The sequence below is a fragment of the Acidocella sp. C78 genome, from assembly GCF_907164655.1.
The window spans coordinates 1-22126 of sequence record NZ_CAJQZK010000090.1 but is presented as its reverse complement, the minus strand read 5'-3'; the positions used below and the strand labels follow the sequence as shown (position 1 = coordinate 22126).

The following is a 22126-nucleotide window of genomic DNA, read 5'->3' as shown; positions in this document are numbered from 1 at the left end:
CCCGGTCAAGCCGCGCGGCGCGGAAATGCCGCAATTCGCCCCTGCGCCCGCCGCGCCGGCGGTTTGCGCCGCCGCGGGTCTTGCCTTTGGTCGCGCGAGCGTAAACATGACGCACATGATCGACCCGTTCGGCCGCGCCATCACCTATCTCCGCATCTCGGTCACCGACCGCTGCGATTTCCGCTGCGTCTACTGCATGGCGGAAGACATGACCTTCCTGCCCAAGGCGGACCTGCTCTCGCTGGAGGAGCTGGAGCGTCTGGCCGGCGCCTTCGTCGATCTCGGCGTGCGCAAGCTGCGCCTGACCGGCGGCGAGCCGCTGGTCCGCCGCGGCGTGATGGCGCTGGTCAACCGGCTCGGCCAGCGGCTTGGCCATGGACTCGACGAGCTGACCCTGACCACCAATGGCAGCCAGCTCGGCCGCTTCGCCGATGAGCTGGTCGCCGCCGGGGTCAAGCGGGTGAACGTCTCGATCGACACGCTCGATGCCGAAAAATTCCAGGCCATCACCCGCTGGGGCGGCTGCCCCAGGTGATCGAGGGTGTCATGGCGGCGAAGGCGGCGGGGCTGCGGGTCAAGATCAACGCGGTGGCGCTCAAGGGCGTGAACGAGGACGAGTTCGACGCCATGCTTGAATGGTGCGGCCGCACGGCTTCGATTTCTGCCTGATCGAGACGATGCCGCTCGGCGAGGTCGACCAGGACCGCACCGATCAATACCTGCGCTCTCCACCGTCCGCCAGCGCCTCGCCGCCCGCTGGACGCTGACGCCGACCGACTACGTCACCGGCGGGCCGGCGCGCTATTTCGACGTCGCCGAAACCGGCACGCGGCTTGGCTTCATCACCCCGCTCACGCATAATTTCTGCGAGGGCTGCAACCGCGTGCGCCTCACCTGCACGGCACGCTCTATATGTGCCTCGGCCAGGACGACGCGGCGGATCTGCGCGCCGTGCTGCGCGGCTCGGACGACGACGCCGTGCTGCGCCAGGCCATCCGCGATGCGATCGCCCGAAGCCGAAAGGGCACGATTTCGTGATCGACCGCGCCGGCCGCGCCCCCGCCGTCACCCGCCACATGAGCGTGACCGGCGGATAGGCGCCGCCACCCTCAGCCTGACGCACCCGCCGGCTCCCGCCGCATCCCGCCGGCCGACCCCCGCCACATGGGCCACATCCAGGCCCGTGGCCCGTCCGCGCGCGCCATGGTCCATCCCCGTTTCAGGGCGGCGTCATCAAATCAATATTTGACAAAGATAAACGTATTGGATACGGTTAACCAATAATTGAGAACAAATATCAATAATAATATATCGCCTGAATACTTGTTTCGCGCAGGGCGCCGAAGGGCGGCCGTCGTGATCTTTTGTCAAAATCAAAATCATTGTCTCCGGGCGCCGACGAATGGATCTGTCATACATCTATCTGTTCTTCGACGGTGTAATCACGCTGGCGGGCGTTCTGCTTGTCGTCACCGGCTTCCTCTGCGGCGCCGAGATGCTGAAATGGTGGGGTAGCGCCTATTTCATTGGCGCGGCCGGGCTCGGTGTCTTCGTCGCCGGCCGCCTCGGCTCGCCCGTCCTCGCCCACGGGCTGGCGCCGGGCATCCTGCTGATGGCCTATGGCGTGATGTGGCTCGGCGTGCGCCGCCTCGCCGGACGGTCCGGATCGGTGCCGCTGGCACTCCTCCCGGGCCTGGCCTGGCTGGTCGCCGGGGCCGTTCTCCCCTTCGCCGCCACCCCCTGGCTCTACCTCGTCGCCCAGGCGCCGCTGACCCTGCTGATGCTCGTCCTGCTGCTGGTCGAAATCCTGCGCATGGCGGTCCCCGCGGCGGCGCGCTACCCGCTCGCCGCCGTGCTCGTCGCGCATGGCGTCTTCGTCCTCGTCCGCGCCGCCGCCCTGCTGGCGCATGGCGATCCCGCCGCGCTGCGGTTCTGGCTCGTCGTCTCGGCGGGCGAGGGCATCGCCTTCGTGTTCTGCGATGCGCTCTGCGCCAGCCACCTCGTGCGGATGCTGCGCGAGCGCCTGCTCGACAGCGCCGCCCACACCGATTTCCTCACCGGCGTCCTCAACCGCCGCGGCTTCACCCTCCAGGCCGAGCGCCGCCTGCGCGTCTCGCCCTGCATGCTGCTGGTGCTCGACATCGACGGGTTCAAGCGCATCAACGACACGCTCGGCCATGCCGAGGGCGACCGTCTGCTGCGCGAGCTTGGGAAAATCTGCCTTGAGAGCGTGCGCGCCGCCGATGTGGTCGGCCGGCTGGGCGGCGACGAATTCGCCATCCTGATCGACGGCGGCACGGCCGAAACCGCCGCCGCCGTCGCCAGCCGCATCCGCCAGGCCTTCGCGCAAACCCTCACCCCGCACGGTCTCGCCGTCGCGGTCAGCATCGGGATCGACGGCGCGAAACCCGGCAACACGCTGGATGATCTGCTGCGCCAGGCCGATATGCGGCTCTACCGCGCCAAGGACAGCACGCCCCGAATCCGCCGGCTCGCCCTCGGCACCGGCTAGTGTCCCGAATCTGAACTCCGATGGATTTCAGATTGAAAGTGGACACTATAGCACTTTCCGATCCATCCGGATCGGATTTAGTGCTCTATGGTCTCTATGGTATTGATAAGTAGAGCATCTTTATCCGATCAGATGACTCCATCTGATCGGATGATGCTCTGCCCCCCGCCAGCCCGCCGCGGAAGCGTCAGTTCACCGCGCGCTTCGCCGCCGCCGCCGGCGGCGCCGCAAGCCGCGCCATCTGCGCCACCATGTCGTCCGCCGCCGCCGCCGGCATCGCCGCGTCGAGCACATGCCGCGCCGCCGCGCGCCGTCCGGCAAGGGCGAGGGCGGCGGCATAATCCGCCCGTTCCGCCGCCGAAATCCGCCCGCCCTGCGCGAGCGGCGCGATGATCGCGGCGCCGGCGCCGGCATTGCCGCCCAGCGCCGTGGCAAGGCCGAGATTGGTCCGCGCCGCCCGGAAGCCCGGCCGCAGCGCCAGCGCCCGGCGGAATGCCGCCGTCGCCTCGGCGAAGCCGCCGCGCTGGGCGAGCGCCACGCCGAGATCGTTGAACGCCACCGCGCTGCGCGGATCGTCCCGCGTCGCCCGCCGGAACGCGGTCACCGCCCCCCGCGCGCCGCCGCGCAGGGCGCAGCGGCCGAGCCCGATCTCCGCCCGCGCGTCGCGCGGCGCGGCGTGCAGCAGCGCCGCGTAATCGCGCGTCGCCGTCCGGCAGTCGCCGAGCAGATAGGCGGCATCGCCATGCACCAGAAGCGCCCGCGCATTGCCCGGGTCGAGCTTCAGCACCGCATCGGCGACATGCAGCGCGAGATCCGGCCGGTTGCCGGCCAGCGCCGTCTCCGCCACGTTGAGCGTGTTGGCGCCGAGCGCGGGGCGTGCGGCGCCGGTCCGCGCCGGCCCGGCGCAGCCGCCGAGCGCGGCCGCGGCGATGCCGAGCGCCGCGCCCAGCAGCCCCCGCGCCATGCGGCCGGTCATTGCGTGATCCCCGACAAGCCGCCCGAGGACGCCATACCGCCCCCGCCGCCGCCGCCGCCGAGCGGTGCCGCGCTCGCGCCGCCGCCGCCGCCGCCGCCCGCCGGCGCCTTCAGCGCGCCGCCCACCGCGGTTTCCGCGATCGGCCCGCTCAGCCGGGTGTCGCCGCGCCCGGCGACGAGATCATGCGGGTTGACGAGTTCGACCGCGATATTGTGCATCGGCGCGCCGTTCTCCCGCCATGTTCCCGGCCGCGCGAACGGGTCGCCCCCGGCGCAGCCGGCCAGCAGCAGCGCGCATCCGGCCAGCAGCAGCGCGCTCGCGCCGGGCCGGATGGCAGCGCGTCGCTCTTTCATCGTCGCCCTCATCGCAGGATGAACCCCGCCTGGCCCGGCAGCACCACCGCATGCCCGCCGCCATTGTCGCGCCCGAGCACGACCCGCTGGATCTGGTTCGCCGGCGACCATCCCTGGTCCGGCGTCATCATCCGCCCCGCCTGGTTCACCGGCCTGACGAGATAGGGTGTCACGAGGATCACGAGTTCCTCCTCCTGCCGGTCATAGCTGTCGGCGCGGAACGCGGCGCCGAGCACCGGAATGTCGCCGAGCCCCGGCACCGACTTGTCGGTCTGGTTGCTGCTGTTGCTGAGCAGCCCGGCGATGGCGAGGGTCTGCCCGCTGCCGATCACCACCGTGGTCGAGGCGGACTGGGTGGAGAGCGACGGCACCACGATCGACGTGCCCGCCACCGCGATCTGGAAGGCGTTCTGCGTCGTCGGCGCGCTCACCGTCGGCTCGACATGCAGGATGATGCTGCCATCGTCGAGCACCACGGGGCGGAATTTCAGCTGCACGCCGAAATCCTTGTACTGCACCGTCACCTGACCGTTCTGCCCCGGCACCGGCACCGGGAACGACCCGCCATCGATGAAGCTGGCGCTCTGCCCGGACAGCGCGGTCAGCGTCGGCTCGGCCAGGATATGCGCGAGATTGTCGCTGTTCAGCGCGTCGAGAATGCTGTCGATCGCGCCGCCGCCGGTCGACAGCCCCGCATTGTAGCTGCCCGCCGCCGGCGTCGCCGGGCTCGACCCGTTCAGCACGTCGAGCGCGCTGAAGCCGAACAGGAACTTGCCCACCGAAATGCCATTGCCCGCGCTCTGCCAGTTGATCCCGAGCTGCTGCGTGATCGTGCGCGACATCTGCGCGATCCGCACCTTGAGCGCCACCTGCTGCGGCAGCCGCACCTCGGTCTGGTTGATCACGCGCCCGCCCTTGCCGGCGATCAGATGCGCCCGCTGCATCACCTGGTAGTCCTGCACCGGCGTCGCCACCGTGCCGCGCACCACCACGCCATGCGCTTCGCTGCCCACCGTGATCCGCGCGCCCGGGGCGGTCCGCGCGGCGCCCGCGCGAATCGCCGCCGCATCATAGGGGGCCGGCGTCACCGCAACCCGGAACGTCGCCACGTCGCGCCCCCGCGAGTCGGTCACCGCGATGGTGGTGAAGCCGGGCGCGGTGCCGAACACGAACAGCGTATGCGCGCTGGCCGGCCGCACCGACACCACTTTCGGATCGGCGACGAACACGTTCGCCGCGGTCCCCCGCAGCGTCACCAGCCGTCCGCTGCCCTGGGCGATGCTCAGCCCGCGCGCCGCCGCCGGCGCGTGCCGTGCCGGCCGCGCGGCCGAGGCCGCCCCCGTGCCGGCGCCGAGCGCGAGCAGCGCCGCCAGCAGCCTGATCGCCACACGCCGCCTCGCGGGGGCGGGCGGGAACGTTTTGTCCGGTGGTGGAACCAAGACGATTTTCCTCGAACGAGACAAGTCTCATGAGTGAGATGTGTCGTCGGTAAATTTACGGATGTTCTATTAACGTTTGGTTGCCATGGTTGTTTTCGCGCGGGGAATTCCGAAAAGCGCCTTCCTGTGCGCGATACCCCCTTGCCGAATGCGCAACCTATGGCATGATCCGCCCAATCAAATTCAAAACTGCGAATAAGGGGAGCTACCAATGTCCAGAAAGAAAACAGCGTTCGCCGCCGCCCTCGCCGGCGCGGCCATGGCGGTGGTGCCGGTTGCGGCACAGGCCGCAAACCCGATCGTCGTCGGCATCACCTCCGAAATCGGCACCATTCCCGGCAAGGCGATCGCCAACGGCGCCACCCTCGCCGCCGAGCAGATCAACGCCGCCGGCGGGATCGACGGCCGGCCGATCAAGCTGGTGATCGAGGACGATCACCTCTCCACCACCGACGCCATCCGCTCCTTCCAGCGCATGGTCCGGCAGGACCACGCCGTCGCCATCATCGGCACCTTCGTCAGCGAGGTCGCGCTGGCGCTCGAACCCTGGGCCGCCCGCCTGCACGAGCCCTACCTGATCACCGGCGCCGCCGCCAACGAACTGTCCGAATACGTCCACAAGGACTTCAAGGCCCATCAATACATCTTCCACGCCTACATGCCGGCCGCCTATCTCGCCCGCGCGGTGTGCGACGCCTCGAAGGCCACGCTGGTCGACCAGTTCCACATGAAGACCGCCGTGGTGATGAGCGAGGACGCCGCCTGGACCAAGCCGCTCGACGCCGGCTACGATGAATGCCTGCCCAAGATCGGCCTGAAGGTGCTCGACAATATCCGCTTCGCGCCCAACACGTCCGACTTCACCCCGATCTACCAGAAGATCGAGCAGCTGAAGCCCAACGTGATCATCGCCGGCTGGGCTCATGTCGGCGTGCAGCCGACGGTGCAGTGGGCGCAGCAGAAAGTGCCGGTGGCGCTCGCCGGGATCAACGCCCAGGCCGGCTCCGACGTGTTCTGGAAAGCGACCAACGGTGCCACCGAGGGCGTGATCACCGGCAGCACCGCCGCCCCCGGCGTCGCCATCACGCCGAAAACCCTCCCCTTCACCGACGCCTACGTGAAGAAATTCGGCTACTCCCCGGCCTATTCGGCCTACTCCACCTACGACGCGGTCTATGCCCTGGCCGATGCGCTGAAGCGCGCGAAATCGACCAAGCCGCTGCCCATCGTCCACGCGCTGGAGCAGACCAACATGGTCGGCACCCAGGGCCACATCGCCTTCCAGGGTGCGAAGAGCAAGTTCGCCCACGCCCTGAAATACGGCCCGGACTATGTCACCGGCGTCGCCCTGCAATGGCAGGCCGGCCAGCAGAAATGCATCTGGCCGCTGAAGCTCGCCAACGCCAAGGCGAAGTTCCCCGGCTTCGTGCCCGTCCCGAAGTCCTGATCCGCCCCGCGGTCCCGCCGGCCTTGCCGCCGGCGGGATCTGCCCGCGTTCTCGTCTGACCTGGGAGGGTAGGACTTGCTAGTGTGCCGATTCCGAAGTTCCTATGCAGAGTGATCGTGGATGGCGTTGGTGCGCTGGCAGAAGCGTTGGACGGCGGCGAGGATTTCGTCGGCTGACTTGACCCAGCGGAATGGCTTAGGGTCGGCGTTGCGGGCGTCGATATAGGCGGTGATCGCCGCCTCCAGTTCTCGGACGGAGCGGTGCGCGCCGCGGCGGATCTGGTCATCGGTGAGCATGCCGAAGAAGCGTTCGACCTGATTGATCCAAGACGCCGAGGTGGGGGTGAAGTGCACATGCCAGCGGGGCCGTTTGGCGAACCAGTCGCGGATCAGCTTGGTCTTGTGGCTCGACGCGTTGTCCATCACCACGTGCACGTCGAGATCAGCGGGGACATTCTTCTCAACCATGTCCAGGAAGCGGCGGAAGTCTGCGGCACGGTGGCGTGGCATGCACTTGCCGATGATCGTTCCGATCTTGACGTCAAGTGCGGCGAACAACGATGTCGTGCCGTGCCGCTTGTAGTCGTGGGTGCGACGCTCGGCTTGCCCGGGACGCAGCGGCAAGATCGGCTGGGAGCGGTCGAGCGCCTGCACCTGTGTCTTCTCGTCGACGCAGAGCACCACCGCACGGTCGGGCGGGTTCAAGTAGAGCCCAACAATGTCGCGCACCTTCTCGATGAACAGCGGATCGGTCGAAAGCTTGAATGTCTCGCTTCGATGAGGCTGCAGAGAGAAGGCCCGCCAGATGCGGTGCACGGTCGATGGTGCCAGTCCGGACGCCCGCGCCATCGACCGAGTGCTCCAGTGCGTCGCCGCCGCGGGCAGCTTCTCCAGCGTCGTCGTTATCACCTCGGCAATCTTGTCATCGCCGATCTTGCGCGGCGCGCCGGGGCGAGGTTCGTCGAGCAGGCCATCCAGACGCTTCGCGGCAAACCGCGTCCGCCAGGTCGCCACCGTTACCCGCGTGATCCGGAGTTTCTCGGCGATCCCGAGATTGCTCATGCCGTCGGCGGCCAGCAGTATAATCTCGGCGCGCATTGCGTCCCCGCGAGCGATTTTGCGCCGTCGGATGCGCGTCTGAAGTTCAATGCGCTCCTCGTCACTCAACTCGATCCGAACCGCCTGTCCCCACGCCATCCTGACACCCTCCGAGATCTTCAGCGATCACAGAATCACCTTTAGGGGCTTATGGCTAGATATTTCAGAGACGGCACACTAGCGATCCAGATCCTGATCGACGGTTTCGCGATCAGCACACTCTACGCGCTCGGCGCGCTGGGCTTCACGCTCATCTTCGGTGTCTCCGGCGTCCTCAACCTCGCGCATGGCGGCCTGATGGTCATCGCCGCGATGATCGCCTGGTATCTCGACACCTCGCTCGGCACCGGCCCCTATGTCGGCGCGCTCGCCGGCCTCGCCGTCTGCCTCGTCGCGGCCCTCGTCACCTATGGCGGCATCGTCCGCCCGATCGAGAATTCCCGCGCCGTGCCCGCCCACGAGCGCGAGCTGTTCGTGCTGACGGCAACCCTGCTCTGGGGCGTGATGATCCAGGAAGCCCTGTCCTACGCCTTCACCAACAGCCCGATCACGGTGCAGCCGCTGATCGCCGGCACGGTGTCCATCCTCGGCGTCCGCACCCCGATCAACGAGATCTTCATCGCCGCCGTCGCCTGGGCGGTGATGGGCGCGCTCTGGCTGCTGGTCAACCGCACCCAGGTCGGCCGCCGCCTGCTCGCCGCCTCGATCAACCCGCGCGCGCTCACCCTGCTCGGCTTCGAGCTCGACCGGATCTACCTCTTCGTCTGGATCATCTACGGCCTGCTCGCGGGCATCGCCGGCGTGCTGCTCGGCAGCTTCCTCGGCTCCGGGTCCGACTATGTGCCCGGCCTGACCGGCAGCGCCTTCACCATCGTCGTGCTGGGCGGCCTCGGCTCGGTCTCCGGCACGCTCATCGCGGCCTATATCGTCGGCTATATCGAAACCCTCACCGCCTATCTGGTCTCGCCCTCGCTGCGCGAGGTGCCGGCCCTCATCCTCCTCGTCGTGGTGATCTACATGCGGCCGCAAGGGCTGCTGGGGCGGCGCTGATGTCGAGCATCCCGAAATCCCGCCTGGCCGCGCTCGCGGTCTTCCTCGTCGTCCTCGCCCTCTTCCCGCTTGGCGCCAACGGCTACATCCTCGGCGTGCTGACCACCGCCTTCTACTTCGCGGTCTTCGCGATGTCGTGGGACCTGCTGTTCGGCTATGCCGGCGAGGTCAATTTCGGCCCGACCTTCCTGATCGGCCTCGGCGCCTATGGCGCGGGCATGTCCAACGCACTGCTCGGCCTGCCGGTGCCGCTCGCCATCGCCGTCGGCGCCATCGCCGCGGTCGCCGGCGGTGTTGCCCTCGCCATCCCGGCGCTGCGCCTCTCCGGCCCCTATCTCGGCCTGATCACCCTGGTCTCGGTGCTGCTGCTCCAACAGGCCATCGTCATCTTCGCCGGCGTCACCGGCGGCGAAATCGGCCTCTCCGTGCCGGACGTGCTCTCGATCAGCAGTGCGGCGAACTACGAATACGCGCTCGGCTTCATGCTGGTCAGCGGCCTGATCCTGTTCCTCATCTCCCGCTCCTCGCTGGGAATGATCCTCCAGGCCGCCGGGCAGGACCAGGTGGCCGCAGCCGCGCTCGGCTTCAACGCAACCCGCCACAAGATCCTCGCCTTCGCCGTCTCCGCCCTGTTCTCCGGCCTCGCCGGCGCCTTCCTCGTCTTCTATCTCGGCACCGCCTCGGTCAGCGCCGTGGTCGACATCTCGATCGGCGTGCGCGTGATCATCGCCGCCGTGCTCGGCGGCCGGCGCACCATCATCGGCGGCGCCATCGGCTCGGTCTTCCTCATCGTCGCCGGCGAACTCCTCCGCCCGATCGGCCAGCTCTCCACCTTCGTCGTCGCCCTGATCGCGCTGGTGGTGATCGTGCTGTTCCCGGATGGTCTGCTCGGCCTGCTGCCGCACCGGAGGGGCGCATGAACACCACCACCACCCCGCGCCTCGCCGTCAGCGGGCTGCACAAGCGCTTCGGCGGCCTCATCGCCGTGAAGTCGCTCGACTTCAACCTCTATCCCGGCGAAATCCTCGGCCTGATCGGCCCCAACGGCTCCGGCAAGTCCACGGTCATGCAGATGATCATGGGCGTCGTCCGCCCCACCGCCGGGCAGATCCTGCTCGACGGGCAGGACATCGCCGGCCGCCCGACCTACGACATCGCCCGCGCCGGGGTCGGCATCGTCTTCCAGCACTCCCGCCCGCTGCGGCTGCAAACCGTGCTGGAAAACATCCTGCTCGGCCTGCTGCCCGACAGTCTGAGCCGCCTCCGCCCGCCGCCGGGCGCGATCGAGACGGCGCGGCGGATCGGCGAGGAATGCGGCCTCGGCGAGGTGCTCGACCGCCTGCCGGCCACACTCCCCTTCGCCGACCTGCGGCGGATGGAACTCGCCAAGGCCATCGCCCGCGACCCGAGCGTGGTGCTGGTCGACGAACCCTTCGCCGGCCTGACCAGCGCCGAGGTGCACGATTTCTCCGCCCTGATCCGCCGCTTCCGCGACCAGGGCCGCGCCGTCATGCTGGTCGACCACAACGTCAAGAGCATCGCCTCCCTGGCGGACCGCGTGCTCGCCCTCTATCTCGGCGAAAAGATCGCCGAGGGCTCCTCCGAACAGGTGATGCAGGACGAAACCGTCCGCCGCGTCTATCTCGGCGGCGGCATCGAGACCCACGAGCGCCCCGAAGCCGAGATCGCCGCCCACAAGGTGCTGCTCCACGCCGAGGATGTCAGCGTCTTCTACGGCAAGGCGCAGGCGCTGGAGAACGTCTCCCTCACCGTGCACGAGGGCGAGTTCGTCTCCATCGTCGGCCTCAACGGCGCCGGCAAGACCTCGCTGTTCAACGCGATTTCCGGCCTCGTCCCGTTCCGCGGCGCGATCAGCTGGGACGGCGCGCGGCGCGGCGGCGAATCGGCGGCGGCAATCGCCCGCGCCGGCATCGTCCAGTGCCCGGAAACCCGCGAGCTGTTCGGCCGCCTCTCGGTCGCCGAAAATCTCGAACTCGCCGGCCAGCGCCTCGCCCCCGGCGAGCGCGCCTCCCGGCTCGACTGGCTGCACGAGCTGTTCCCCATCCTGCGCGTGCGCGGCACCCAGGAATCGCGTACCCTCTCGGGCGGCGAGCAGCAGATGCTCGCCATCGCCCGCTCGCTGATGCTCAAGCCGCGCCTGCTCATTCTCGACGAGCCGACGCTCGGCCTCGCCCCGGTCATCCTCGGCCAGCTCTCCGAGGCGCTGTCCCGCCTGCGCGAAACGACCGACATCACCGTGCTGCTCGGCGAACAGAACGTCACCTTCGCCCTGCCGCACGCCGATCGCGTCTATGTCATCGAGCACGGCCGGATCATCTGGAACGGCACGCCCACTCGCTTCGCCGCGGAGGCGGGAACCGGCTACCTGTAACGCCGGCTCCGCCGCCCATTGATCAAATGTTAACCAATACCCGTCTAGCCTGAGTGTGACCTGTACGTCACAATATAACGTAAACGATAAGGAAAATACCCCGGTCGCACGTAATCCGATTGTCATTCATCGTCACGAATGGCACCACGATATCATCCCTTCGGATGATCCTCACCCGATCGGGTAAGTTGCCCCGATCGGCCATCCAACCGGTCGCGTTCCGTTCCTTCCGGATCGGGGCGCGCCCCACAAGACCAAAAAAAAACGCGACCACCCAACAAGGAGACCGTCCATGACCGCTCAAACGAGCCCCAAATTCTCCCGCGCCGTGGCGAGCATCGCCGGTGCGGCTTTCGGCATCGGCGATGCTCGCCACGGCGATGACCCAGCCGGCCCAGGCCGGCGGCCCGCTGCCATACGACGCCCCGTCGCCGCCGCCCAATATCAGCGTCGCCATGCTCTACAACCAGTTCGCCTCGGCGACCTCGTTCTACACCCAGCACGGCACCAAGCTCGGCAACACCCGGATTCAGACCGACGTGCCGATCCTGCGCCTCGTCCACACCTTCAGCCCGATCGATGGCATGGCCTGGGGCATGCAGGTCATCGCCCCCTATGTCTCCTTCCTCGGCAACCAGCGCGTCGGCGGCGCGAACCTCTCGCATCAGGGCGGCTTCGCCGAGCCGCAGCTCTCCGCCTTCATCTACCCGGTCAACAATCCCGCCGAGGATGAAACCGCGGTCCTCGCCTATTTCGTCAGCCCGCCCTCCGGGTCCTACAACCCCGCCATCGCGCTGAACGCCAGCACCAACAACTGGGTGAACAATCTCGAAATCGGCTTCACCCACAAAATCTTCGGCCAGGCCAAGGGGCGGCGGCTCGACCTGCAAGTCTGGGCCGATGGCTACGTCTATGGCGACACCAACGTCTCCTCCGGCGTGCATCTGAAAACCGACCCGGTCGGCCAACTCATCGTCTACGCGCCGTATTATTTCCACCCGCAGACGGCCGGCTATATCGGCCTGAGCTTCGAGAAGACCTTCGGCGGCAAAGTGTCGCTGGTCGATGCGGCCGGCACGAGCGACACCGGCAACCGCACCAACTTCACCCGTATCGGCGTGGTCGCCGGCTCGTTCCTCTCGCCCACCATCTTCGGCCAGGCCCAGCTCGCGACCGACGTGCAGGCCCGCGGCGGCGCGCGCAACGACATCATCTTCCTCGCCCAGATCGGCAAGGTGTTCTGATCGCCCATCCCTCTCATCCCGCCTGATGCGGGCGCCCGGACGGTCCTGCCGTCCGGGCGTTTGTCATTCCGCCGCGCCCGCCGGCAGGGCGGCGCGCAGCATCGCGAGATTGCGCTCCAGCACCGGCAGCGCGTCGCGCGCGGTCTGCCGGAACGCCGCGTTGCGCCCCTCGCGCAGCTCGCCCTGAAACACCGCGATGGCGCTCTCATGGCTGCCGATCTCGTCGCGCAGGAACTCGACGGTCAGGTTCGGCTCGGGGTGGTAGTTGAGCGAGACGAGTTTTTCCTTGAGGTCGAAGGGCAGGGCGGTCGGCAGCCTCACCCCCTCGCGCGCCGCCACCGCCTCCAGGCGCGGCGCATAGGTGGCGGCATCGGCGCAAACCTGCTCCACCGCCGCCCGCGCCCCCGGCTCGATCGGCCCGCGCCGCACGAACGAACAGGCGTCGAGGTCGAAATTCACCAGTTGCGACGCGGAGGTGACGAAAGCGAGGTCGGTCGGCCCCAGCGCCGCGCCCAGCGGCGCCTGCGCGGTGGTGGCGCAGGCGCCAAGGGCGAGCACGGCCGCCAGCGCCGCGGCGTCGCGCAGCCGCGCGCGGTGGGCGTTCGGGGCAGGGGAGATGGCAGCTTGCATGGCAGTGGGCATGATCGTGATCCTCCGTGGCGCGCCGGCACCTTCGCCGCGCCCGGCCATCGTCCCCCCCGCCGCCGCCGCCGTCATTGATCTGGTTCAACCGCCGCGCCGCTTTTGTCTCGTCCCGCTTTTTCTTGCGTTAGGCGAAAAAATAACCTATGGTTGTAACGATGACGAGTTGCAGCCGGATTTGGTTGTATGACGCCTCATCTCCTCCCATGAGTTCATCTCGATGAATTCCAACTGGCCCCGGACATGTCCGGGGCCATTTTCTTGCCGAAAGATGTGTTTCAAATTACGGGATTTTTATCTGTTCTTGGAATTATCCAGAACCATATACCGGTTATTAAGAAAATCCCGTTTTGTTCACGCTGGCGCGGCGCCGCCCGCGCCCCAGGCACGCTCAGCGCGAAGAGGGCACGCTCAGTGCGAAGATCGGCGTCACCGCGTCCATCCCGTCGAGGCCCAGCACCGCGTCGGCCAGGCGCTCCGCCTGCGCGGCCCCCAGCACCTGCCGCGTCAGCCCGTCGAACTTGGCGCGGAACGCCGCCTCGTCGGGAAACGTCTCCGGCTCGCCCCGCGGCACCACCACGCGCCGCACGAAAACCTGCCCCCGCGCCCGCACCGTCAGCTTGCCGGACATGTTCCGCGGAAACTCGGCCTCGATGTCGGGGTCGTTCTCGCAGCGCACCCGCGCCATCAGCGCGCGGATGTCCGGGTCGTCGAGCCGGTCATAGCTCGCCCAGTCCATCCGGCCGGTGGCCAGCGCCGTGGCGATCACGAAGGGCCCGCTGAACTGCGCATCGACGATGTTTTCCGGCCGCGCCTTGCGCGAAGCCGGCTCGCCGATCAGCAGCATCCCGGCGCGCGAAATCCCGAGCGTCACCGCCTCGATCTCCTCCGCCCCGAGCCCAAGCTCCGCCCGCAGCGCGATCGCCGCGTCGATCCCGGCATGGCCCCAGCGGCACGAGGGATAGGGTTTCACCCCGGTCCGCATCAGCTCCCACTCGGCGCCGAGCCCGGCCAGCACCCGCCCTGGCTCCGGCGCCGGGCTATAGGCGTTGAGAAACCCGTGCCGCCCCTCGATCGGCGCCTGCGCGCCCTTGAACCCCTCCCGCGCGAGGCAGGCGGCGGCCATTCCCGCCATGCCCGCCCAGCCCACCTGGAAGCGCTTGGTCCACGCCCCGTTGGCGAGAAACTGCAAGCTGCCCGCGGTCTGGCTGAGCACGATGCCGAAGCCTGACGCCATCTCCGCCGGGCTCAGCCCGAACACCCGCGCCACCGCCGCCATCGCGCCGAAACTGCCGCAGGTCGCACTCGGGTGGAAGCCGCGCTCGTAATGCGCCCCGGCCGGCAGCGCCAGGGCGAGCCGCAGCGCCACCTCATACCCCGCCGCGATCGCCGCGATCACCGTCGCCCCATCCGCCCCGCTCATCGCCGCCGCCCCGAGGGCAGCGGGAATCACCGGCGCGCCGGGATGCACGATCGCCGCCGCATGGGTGTCGTCGAAATCCAGCGAATGCACCAGCGCGCAGTTGATCAGCGTCGCCCCCGCCGCGGCATAGCCGGCCGGATCGGCGAAAACCGGCGCCCCGCCATCGCCCATGCCCATCGCCCGCACCGCGCCGATCAGCGCCTTCGTGCTCTCCGCCGCCTGCCGCGCCCGCACCGCGTTGCCCACCGCATCGAGCGCCAGCAGCCCGATCCGCCGTGAAACCGCCGCCGGCAGGTCGGCCATGACGAGCCCCGAGGCGAAGCGCGCCAGCTCCGTGGTGATGTTCGTGCCGTTGCTCATGTCGTCCCGTCCTGTCCCGTCATCATGCCGGCGCGGGCGAGAATCTGCCGCGCCCGCAGCCGCACCGGCGCGTCCACCATCGTCCCGCCAACCGCGACCGCTCCCTCATCCCCGGCGGCGAGGATCTGCCGCGCCCAGTCGATCTCCGCCGCCGCCGGCGCGAAACCGGCCCGCGCCGGGCCGATCTGCCTTGGATGGATGCAAAGCTTGCCGCCGAAGCCGAGCGACGCCGCATGGCGCGAATCCGCCTCGATCAGCGCCGCGTCGTCCAGCGCCGCCGTCACCCCGTCGAGCGGCGCCGCCAGCCCGGCCAGGCGCGATGCCAGCACCAGCTCGGCGCGCGCCGGCAGCAGCACCTCGCGCAGATGCGCCGCCCCCAGATCGGCGGCATAGTCGATGCTGCCGAAGGCCAGCCGCCGCACCGAAGGCGAAGCCCCGATCTCGCGCGCATTCGCCATCCCGCGCGCCGATTCGACCAGCGCGATCACCCCGCGCCCCATCGCGGCGCTCTCGGCCTGCGCCGCGCTCTCCGCCTTCGCCAGCACGATCCCGGCCACCCGCAGCGTCGCGATCGCGGCAAGATCGTCCGCGTGCCACGGCGTTCCCGCCGCATTCACCCGCACGAAGGCCGCGACCCCGGCCGGCAGCGTCGCCAGCCCGCCCGCCAGCGCGTCGCGCGCCATCGCCTTGCGCGCCGGCGCCACCGCGTCCTCAAGGTCGACGATCACCGCATCGGCGCCGCTCGCCGCCGCCTTGGCATAGCGCTCCGGCCGGTCCGCCGGCACGAACAGCGGCGCGATGGCCGCGAACCCGCTCATGCCGCCCGTGCCTCCATCGTCCGCTTGCCGTCATTGGTCTCGACCCAGAGCGCGAACCCATCCCCCTCGCGCCGCGCGCACAGCGCGAACACCTCGAAATCGAACAGCGGCCGCACCCCGCGAAAACTGAAGCTCGCCGGCCGCCGTCCGCCGATCTCCTCGGCGAACTGCAACAGCCAGGTCGCCTGCAACGGGCCGTGCACGATCAGCCCCGGATACCCCTCGACCCCGGTGACATAGCTGCGGTCGTAATGGATGCGATGGCCGTTGAACGTCACCGCCGAATAGCGGAACAGCAGGGTCGGGCTCGCCGTCATCTCCCGCCGCCATTCCGCCGCCGCGGCCTCCTCTCGCGCCGCCGGCCGCGCCGCGCCGGGCCCGGCATCGAGATCGCGATAGACGATGTCGTGCCGCTCGCTCAGCGCCTTGCCCCGCGCGGTCGACAGCGTGTGCCGCACCGTCACGAAACACAGCGTTCCGCTCCGCCCCTGCTTGACGACGACATCGCCGATCTCCGACTCCCGCCGCACCGTGTCGCCCACAAGCAGCGCGTCATGGAATTCGAGCCCGCCGCCCGCCCACATCCGCCGGGGCAGGGGAACCGGCGGCAGGAAGCCGCCGCGCGCCGGGTGCCCGTCGGCGCCGAGCCGCGCGCCCACCACCGTCGGCGGCGACAGGCACCAATGCACCGCGAGCGGCGCGATCTCGCCCGGCGCCGGCATCTCGTCACCAAGATCGAGCGTCGCGCGCAACTCCCGCACCAGCCGCGGCGCGAGCACATCCTCGGCACTTTCCCGCCGCCCGATCCACTGCCGCAGCATCGCCTCGTCAATCTGTTCCATCACGCCCGGCCCTCCGTGCCGCAAGCCGCGTCCAGCCCGGCGAGCACCGCTTCGGTATGCTCGCCGAGTGCCGGCACCCGTCCATAGTCCCGCGTCACCCCGGCCACGATCGCCGGCGGCGCCGGAATCGCCGCCGGTCCCGCTTCGGTCTCCACCGTGATCCGGCGCAGATGCGGATGCGCCGAAAGTGCCGCCATGTCGTTCATCCGCGCGAAGGCGAGGTCCGCGCGGTCGAGCCTCTCGGCCAGCGCCGCGCCCGGCAGGCGGGCGAAGGCTTCGGCCACCGCCGCATCGGTCTCCGCCCGGTGGTTCACCCGCGCGACATTGCTGGAAAACCGCGCATCCTCCACCAGCTCCGGCCGCTCCAGGATGTCGCGGCACAGCGTCCGCCACTCCCGCTCGCTCTGGATCGAGATCAGCACCGCGTCGCCATCCGCCGCGGCGAACACGCCATAGGGCGCGACCGAGGGATGCGCGAGGCCGACGCGCCGCGGCGGCCGCCCGGCCTCGGCGTTGAGCAGCGGCACCGCCAGCCAGTCGGCGATCACGTCGAACATCGAAATCCGGATATCCGCGCCTTGCCCGCTCTGCCCGCGCGCGATCAGCGCCTCCAGGATCGCCGCGTGCCCGGCCGCGCCGGTCGCGATATCCACGATCGAAATCCCCACCCGCGCCGGCTCGCCCGGCCCGCCGGTGATCGAGGCGAGCCCCGATTCCGCCTGGATCAGCAGGTCATAGGCCTTGCGCCCGGCCAGCGGCCCGCTCTCGCCATAGCCCGAGATCGAGCAGCAGATCAGCCGCGGATGGGCGGCGCGCAGCGTCTCGATGCCGAGCCCCATCCGCGCCATCGCCCCGGGCTTGAGGTTCTGCACCAGGATATCCGCCGTCCCGATCAGTGCGGCCAGCCGCGCCCGTCCGTCCGGTGTGGCCAGGTCGAGCACGACCGATTCCTTGCCCCGGTTGAGCCAGACGAAGTAGCTCGACCCCGCCTTGAGCGCGTCGTCATAGAAGCGGGCGAAATCGCCCTCCGGCCGCTCGATCTTGATCACCCGCGCCCCCGCATCGGCGAGCCGCGCCGTGCAATAGGGCGCCGCCACCGCCTGCTCGACGGCGACGACCGTCAGCCCCGCCAGCGGCGCGCGCATCAATACGACCTCGGCATGCCGAGCACGTGCTCGGCCAGATACGCCAGCACGAGATTGGTCGAGATCGGCGCCACCTGATAAAGCCGCGTCTCGCGGAACTTGCGCTCGATGTCGTATTCGGCGGCGAAGCCGAACCCGCCATGGGTCTGGATGCAGGCTTCCGCCGCCTCCCACGAGGCTTCCGCCGCCAGCATCTTCGCCATGTTGGCCTCCGCCCCGCAATTCTGCCCGGCCTCGTAGCGCGCCGCCGCCTCGCGCACCATCAGCTCCGCCGCCCGCAGCCGCGCATAGGCCCGCGCGATCGGGAACTGGATGCCCTGGTTCTGCCCGATCGGCCGGCCGAACACTTCGCGCTCCTTCGCATAGGAAACCGATTTCGCGGTGAACCACCTGGCGTCGCCGATGCACTCCGCCGCGATCAGGATGCGCTCCGCGTTCATCCCCGACAGGATATAGCGAAACCCCTTGCCCTCCTCGCCGACCAGCGTGTCCGCCGGAATCCGCAGGTCGTCGAAAAACACCTCCGTCGTCGCATGGTTCATCATCGTGCGGATCGGGCGGATGGTAAGGCCGTTGCCGCGCGCCTCGCGCATGTCGATCAGGAACACCGAAAGCCCCTCGGTCTTCTTCGCCACCGCCTCGCGCGGCGTGGTGCGGGCGAGCAGCAGCATCAGGTCCGAATGCTCCGCCCGCGAGGTCCAGATCTTCTGCCCGTTGACCACGTAGTGCCCGCCCTCGCGCCGCGCCGTGGTCTTCAGCGCGGTGGTGTCGGTGCCGCTGCCCGGCTCGGTCACGCCGAACGCCTGCAACCGCAGCGCCCCGCTGGCGATCTGCGGCAGATAGGCCGCCTTCTGCGCCGCGCTGCCATGCCGCAGCAGCGTGCCCATGATATACATCTGCGCATGGCAGGCGGCGCCGTTGCAGCCGCTGCGCTGGATCTCCTCCAGAATCGCCGCCGCCCCCGAAAGCGGCAGGCCCGATCCGCCATACTCCTCCGGAATCAGCGCCGCGAGCCAGCCATCGCGGGCGAGTGCGGCCACGAACGCCTCCGGATAGGCGCCTTCCTCGTCGAGCCGGCGCCAGTATTCGCCCGGAAACCCGGCGCACAGCTTGCGGATCTCGGTGCGGATCGCCGCATAGGCATCATCCGGGTGGGTCTCGGCGAAACCGTCCATTCTCTCTCCTCCTCGCGCCGCGCCGGCGTTGCGGCCCTGCCCGCCGGTCTTGCCCGGCGTGTTGTCTGCGGCGCCAGCGTACGCCACCGCGTCGCCCTGATGAACCGGCATCGTTTCGCTGGCAGCCATATCATCCTGCGATGGCCCGGCCGGGCCGGCAAGGGGCGGCTCGCCGTTTCACTTTCAAAACAGGCCCTCAGCATGTTGACGAGGCTGCCGATTTTCGGTCTGCTCGCCGCAGGGAGGACTTCCAAATGGCACATTCAACCACCGGTGCTGACGCATCGCTGCCGTGGGCCGCGCGGCTCACGCCGTCGCACTGGCGCATCCTGACCGCGGCCTTTTTCGGCTGGGTCTTCGATGGCTATGAAACCTACGCGCTGATCACCGTGATCGGCCCGGCGATGATCGCGCTGCTGCCCGCCTCCGAGCGCGGCCACCTGCACCAGGCGGCCGGTCTCGCCATCGCCATCACCCTGCTCGGCTGGGCCGCCGGCGGCACGATCGGCGGCATCGTCGCCGACTATATCGGCCGCAAGCGGATGCTGCTGATCTCGGTGGTGGGCTACAGCGTCTTCACCGGCCTCACCGCCTTCAGCACCTCGGTCGCCATGCTGGTGGCGTTCCGCTTCCTCACCGGCCTGTTCCTCGGCAGCGAGTGGAGCACCGGCAACGCCCTGCTGGCCGAAACCTGGCCGAACGAGGCGCGGCCGAAAGGGGCGGGGTTCCTGCAATCGGGCTTCGGCTTCGGCGCCTTCCTCGCCGCCGCAGTGTGGTATTTCGTCCGCCCCCTCGGGCCGGAAGCCTGGCGGGTGATGTTCCTGGTCGGCGTGCTGCCCGGCTTCCTGGTGCTGATCCTGCGCCGCCGCATCGATGAATCGGCGAGCTGGCTGCAAGCGATGCGCGAGAAGCGCTGGGCGGTGACCGAGCGCGCCGCCGCCGCGCGCAGCCAGAGCCGGCCCTTCACCCTGTTCCAGCTCTTCGCCGATGCCGAGGGCCGCCGCCGCACCCTGCTCGCCTGCCTGATGTCGGTCGGCACCACGATGGGCTGGTGGGGCATCGCCACCTGGATTCCGGGCTTCGTCGGCGGTTTTGCCGCCCATCACGGAATGAGCGGGCCCTACTGGGCGAGTGTCGCCGGCCTCGTCTACACCGCCGGCGCGATCCTCGGCTATCTCGCCTCCGGCTTCCTCGCGGACTGGATGGGCAGGCGGCTCTATCTCGTCTTCCTCTTCGCCGGCGGGCTGGTGATGACGCCCGCGGTCTATCTCTGGTCGCATTCGCTGCCGGCGCTGCTGGCGGCGTCGCTGCTGAACGGGTTCTGGACGCTCGGCGCCTTCGCCTGGTACGCGATCTACCTGCCGGAGCTGTTCGCCACCAATGTGCGCGGCACCGCCTCGGCCTTCGTGTTCAACGCCTCGCGCTTCATCGCCTTTCTCGGCCCGCTGCTGGCGGGCCAGCTGATCGGCGCGCTGGGCGGGCTCGCGCATGTGGCGATGGATTTCTCGGTGATCTACCTGCTCGGCCTCGTCGTCGCTCCGTTCATGCCGGAAACCAGGGGCCACAAACTCCCCGACTGAGGCGCGAGAGGAAGCTTGCCCTGCCGGCACCGGCCGGCAGGGCGTTCCGCCTCAGGCGGCCTGGGGCGCGGCCGTCGCCGGGAGGTCGACCCCGAGCTTCGCCGCCGCCGCGGTAGTCTCGGCCGGCGCGCCGGCGAACTGGTAGCCTTCTTCCAGCAGCTTGGTCGTGTAGCGCCGGTTATACGAGAAGGCGAAGATGAATCCGGCCACTCCGACCGTGAAGATGTTCAGGACAATAAATATCAGCCCGATCATGTAGTCGCCACGAAATAAAGCCGGAAATCCACCAAAGAACAGTGTTGTCCAGCTAAATCCATAAAATCCCTTTTTTGTTACTCCCGTTGCAGGATTTTTCAATAAGATTGTCTTTGCCATAAAATAGTCCTCCTGTATGAGGCGAATTAAATTGTTATTCACTTTTCTGTCAACCAAAATATTATGAATTAGCAATATTTTTAAAAACAAAACCTGACCGTGCAGCCTTGTCCTGATGGTTCCATTCCCGGGTGCATGGTGCGGCGGGGCAAGCCGTCCGGAATCCAGTTTTCATGACAAGCGGCGCCACGCCGCTGCCGATTCGCGCCCGGCGCGGGGATGAAAAATTGGCGGGGAGAAAATGGCGACCCTGGCGTGACTCGAACACGCAACCACCCGCTTAGAAGGCGGGTGCTCTATCCAGTTGAGCTACAGGGCCGTCCGGCACCGACAATCGCCGAATTCGCCGCCGATTGCCAGAGCCCGCGCATCGGCGCCGGGGGCGGGCAGGGCGGATCAGTGCGTCCAGTTCGCCCGCCGGTCGGGGCGGAAATTGTCGGCATAGGCCTTGGGCCGGCGGTGCCGCTCGGTCGGGATTTCGAGGTCGAAGGCGATGCCATGCGTCTCGGCATAGGCGATGGCCTCCTCGCGGGTCGCGAATTTCAGCCGCACCTCGCTCGCCAGCATGTCGCCGCTGCCGTCCAGCCCATCAGCGGGTCGATCCGCTTGGCCATCGCCGGTTCGAATTCCAGCACCCACTCCCTCGTCTTCGCCCAGCCGGACTGCATGGCGCTTTTCGGCGGCAGATAGATTCTGGCGCGGTTCATCGTGAAATGTCTCCCCATCCGTCCGTCTCGGGGCGCCCGGATTCGAACCGGGGGCCTCTTGTACCCAAACAAGCGCGCTACCAGGCTGCGCCACGCCCCGCTCGGACGATCGCTACCTACAGCGCCTGCGAGGTGCGAGGCAAGCGCCTCACTTGCCATCCCCGAATTGCGGCCCGATCACCTTGTCGCCCACATCGATATCGTCCTTCGCGGTGATCCCGCCCTGCAACTCGATCGTCGCCGCCACCTCACATGGCTGGAAATGATCCGCAGGCTCTGCGGCACCGTCTCGTTGGCAATGTGCCTTATCGTCCCGTGCGGCCCGACGAACACCATGTCCAGCGGCACCAGCGTGTTCTTCATCCACATCTCCGAGACCTGCGGCGGGTTCCACGGAAAGATCATCCCCCCATCGGCGGCGACGCTCTTGCGAAACATCAGCCCGATTTCCTGCTGCTTCGGCATCAGCGCTCGCTCCACCTTGAAGACGAACCGCTTGCCATGCTGGTTGACGATGGTGATCGTCTCGGTCGGCAGCTTCGCCTGCGG

Annotated in this window: 20 protein-coding genes, 2 tRNA genes and 2 pseudogenes; 9 read left to right on the top strand and 15 right to left on the bottom strand. The window is 68.5% G+C overall.

Annotation, left to right across the window (positions count from 1 at the left end; translation table 11 throughout):
- Positions 1-115 precede the first annotated feature (115 nt).
- Positions 116-1097, top strand: a pseudogene (gene moaA, locus ACIDOCELLA78_RS95560) (GTP 3',8-cyclase MoaA).
- Positions 1098-1402: 305 nt separating this feature from the next.
- Complete coding sequence (locus ACIDOCELLA78_RS95555; RefSeq protein WP_201729728.1) at positions 1403-2512, top strand: diguanylate cyclase; 1110 nt, start codon at positions 1403-1405, stop codon at positions 2510-2512.
- A 187-nt stretch (positions 2513-2699) separates the two neighbouring features.
- On the opposite strand, the gene ACIDOCELLA78_RS95550 is transcribed toward ACIDOCELLA78_RS95555, so the two are convergent.
- The 3 genes from ACIDOCELLA78_RS95550 to ACIDOCELLA78_RS95540 are packed head-to-tail and all read right to left on the bottom strand — an operon-like array spanning position 2700 to position 5229.
- Complete coding sequence (locus tag ACIDOCELLA78_RS95550) at positions 2700-3488, bottom strand: tetratricopeptide repeat protein (protein WP_201729727.1); 789 nt, start codon at positions 3486-3488, stop codon at positions 2700-2702.
- The gene (locus ACIDOCELLA78_RS95545) at positions 3485-3841 is read right to left on the bottom strand and encodes a hypothetical protein (RefSeq protein WP_201729726.1); all 357 of its coding nucleotides are present in this window, start codon (positions 3839-3841) and stop codon (positions 3485-3487) included. Before ACIDOCELLA78_RS95545 ends, ACIDOCELLA78_RS95550 begins: the two co-directional genes overlap by 4 nt.
- Positions 3842-3849: 8 nt before the next feature.
- Complete coding sequence (locus tag ACIDOCELLA78_RS95540) at positions 3850-5229, bottom strand: type II and III secretion system protein family protein (RefSeq protein ID WP_249676736.1); 1380 nt, start codon at positions 5227-5229, stop codon at positions 3850-3852.
- A gap of 262 nt (positions 5230-5491) precedes the next feature.
- On the opposite strand from ACIDOCELLA78_RS95540, the gene ACIDOCELLA78_RS95535 reads away from it, so the two are divergent.
- Entirely contained in the window at positions 5492-6727 is a 1236-nt protein-coding gene (locus ACIDOCELLA78_RS95535; protein ID WP_201729725.1) for an ABC transporter substrate-binding protein, read from the top strand.
- A gap of 101 nt (positions 6728-6828) precedes the next feature.
- On the opposite strand, the gene ACIDOCELLA78_RS95530 is transcribed toward ACIDOCELLA78_RS95535, so the two are convergent.
- Positions 6829-7923 carry an IS630 family transposase gene (locus ACIDOCELLA78_RS95530; RefSeq protein ID WP_201727840.1) on the bottom strand — a complete coding sequence of 365 codons (1095 nt, stop codon included), beginning with the start codon at positions 7921-7923 and terminating at the stop codon, positions 6829-6831.
- 51 nt (positions 7924-7974) lie between these two features.
- Between ACIDOCELLA78_RS95530 and ACIDOCELLA78_RS95525 the strand changes: the two genes are divergently transcribed.
- The 4 genes from ACIDOCELLA78_RS95525 (at position 7975) to ACIDOCELLA78_RS95510 (ending at position 12510) form a co-directional block, all read left to right on the top strand.
- Positions 7975-8874 (top strand): branched-chain amino acid ABC transporter permease, encoded by a 900-nt coding sequence (locus tag ACIDOCELLA78_RS95525; RefSeq protein ID WP_201729724.1) that lies wholly within the window; start codon positions 7975-7977, stop codon positions 8872-8874.
- Positions 8874-9794: a branched-chain amino acid ABC transporter permease gene (locus ACIDOCELLA78_RS95520; RefSeq protein WP_201729723.1), complete on the top strand. Its 921-nt coding sequence runs from the start codon at positions 8874-8876 to the stop codon at positions 9792-9794. The genes ACIDOCELLA78_RS95525 and ACIDOCELLA78_RS95520 overlap by 1 nt, the downstream gene beginning before the upstream one ends.
- Positions 9791-11266 (top strand): ATP-binding cassette domain-containing protein, encoded by a 1476-nt coding sequence (locus ACIDOCELLA78_RS95515; RefSeq protein WP_201729722.1) that lies wholly within the window; start codon positions 9791-9793, stop codon positions 11264-11266. Before ACIDOCELLA78_RS95520 ends, ACIDOCELLA78_RS95515 begins: the two co-directional genes overlap by 4 nt.
- A 344-nt stretch (positions 11267-11610) precedes the next feature.
- Positions 11611-12510 (top strand): transporter, encoded by a 900-nt coding sequence (locus ACIDOCELLA78_RS95510; protein WP_201729721.1) that lies wholly within the window; start codon positions 11611-11613, stop codon positions 12508-12510.
- Positions 12511-12573: 63 nt separating this feature from the next.
- Here ACIDOCELLA78_RS95510 and ACIDOCELLA78_RS95505 read toward each other — a convergent pair whose 3' ends face one another.
- Complete coding sequence (locus tag ACIDOCELLA78_RS95505) at positions 12574-13152, bottom strand: DUF4142 domain-containing protein (RefSeq protein ID WP_249676733.1); 579 nt, start codon at positions 13150-13152, stop codon at positions 12574-12576.
- Between ACIDOCELLA78_RS95505 and ACIDOCELLA78_RS95500 the strand changes: the two genes are divergently transcribed.
- A complete protein-coding gene (locus ACIDOCELLA78_RS95500) occupies positions 13151-13342 on the top strand; it encodes a hypothetical protein (protein WP_201729720.1) in 192 nt (63 codons plus the stop codon). The genes ACIDOCELLA78_RS95505 and ACIDOCELLA78_RS95500 overlap by 2 nt on opposite strands.
- 201 nt (positions 13343-13543) lie before the next feature.
- Here ACIDOCELLA78_RS95500 and ACIDOCELLA78_RS95495 read toward each other — a convergent pair whose 3' ends face one another.
- Genes ACIDOCELLA78_RS95495 through ACIDOCELLA78_RS95475 form a run of 5 tightly spaced genes read right to left on the bottom strand, consistent with a single transcriptional unit; the run spans position 13544 to position 18915 of the window.
- Entirely contained in the window at positions 13544-14935 is a 1392-nt protein-coding gene (locus ACIDOCELLA78_RS95495) for an MmgE/PrpD family protein (RefSeq protein WP_201729719.1), read from the bottom strand.
- Complete coding sequence (locus tag ACIDOCELLA78_RS95490) at positions 14932-15753, bottom strand: CoA ester lyase (RefSeq protein ID WP_201729718.1); 822 nt, start codon at positions 15751-15753, stop codon at positions 14932-14934. The genes ACIDOCELLA78_RS95495 and ACIDOCELLA78_RS95490 overlap by 4 nt, the downstream gene beginning before the upstream one ends.
- Entirely contained in the window at positions 15750-16595 is an 846-nt protein-coding gene (locus ACIDOCELLA78_RS95485; RefSeq protein WP_201729730.1) for a MaoC family dehydratase N-terminal domain-containing protein, read from the bottom strand. The genes ACIDOCELLA78_RS95490 and ACIDOCELLA78_RS95485 overlap by 4 nt, the downstream gene beginning before the upstream one ends.
- Positions 16595-17740 (bottom strand): CaiB/BaiF CoA-transferase family protein, encoded by a 1146-nt coding sequence (locus ACIDOCELLA78_RS95480; RefSeq protein ID WP_307850957.1) that lies wholly within the window; start codon positions 17738-17740, stop codon positions 16595-16597. Before ACIDOCELLA78_RS95480 ends, ACIDOCELLA78_RS95485 begins: the two co-directional genes overlap by 1 nt.
- On the bottom strand, positions 17740-18915 hold the full coding sequence (locus tag ACIDOCELLA78_RS95475; protein ID WP_201729729.1) for an acyl-CoA dehydrogenase family protein: 1176 nt from the start codon (positions 18913-18915) through the stop codon (positions 17740-17742). The genes ACIDOCELLA78_RS95480 and ACIDOCELLA78_RS95475 overlap by 1 nt, the downstream gene beginning before the upstream one ends.
- 254 nt (positions 18916-19169) lie before the next feature.
- On the opposite strand from ACIDOCELLA78_RS95475, the gene ACIDOCELLA78_RS95470 reads away from it, so the two are divergent.
- Positions 19170-20495 (top strand): MFS transporter, encoded by a 1326-nt coding sequence (locus ACIDOCELLA78_RS95470; protein ID WP_201729716.1) that lies wholly within the window; start codon positions 19170-19172, stop codon positions 20493-20495.
- Positions 20496-20546: 51 nt separating this feature from the next.
- Here the strand turns inward: ACIDOCELLA78_RS95470 and ACIDOCELLA78_RS95465 are convergent, their stop codons facing one another.
- The 5 genes and pseudogenes from ACIDOCELLA78_RS95465 to ACIDOCELLA78_RS95445 form a co-directional block, all read right to left on the bottom strand.
- Positions 20547-20870, bottom strand: coding sequence for a hypothetical protein (locus ACIDOCELLA78_RS95465; RefSeq protein ID WP_201729715.1), 324 nt, complete (start codon positions 20868-20870; stop codon positions 20547-20549).
- Positions 20871-21112: 242 nt separating this feature from the next.
- Positions 21113-21189, bottom strand: a tRNA-Arg gene (locus ACIDOCELLA78_RS95460).
- Between the two features lie 77 nt (positions 21190-21266).
- A pseudogene (locus ACIDOCELLA78_RS95455) lies at positions 21267-21538 on the bottom strand (NADH dehydrogenase ubiquinone Fe-S protein 4).
- Between the two features lie 66 nt (positions 21539-21604).
- Positions 21605-21677 (bottom strand) — tRNA-OTHER (locus ACIDOCELLA78_RS95450).
- A 77-nt stretch (positions 21678-21754) separates the two neighbouring features.
- Positions 21755-22126, bottom strand: a 372-nt coding sequence (locus ACIDOCELLA78_RS95445) for a DUF192 domain-containing protein (RefSeq protein ID WP_249676713.1), incomplete at its 5' end; no start/stop codon positions are given.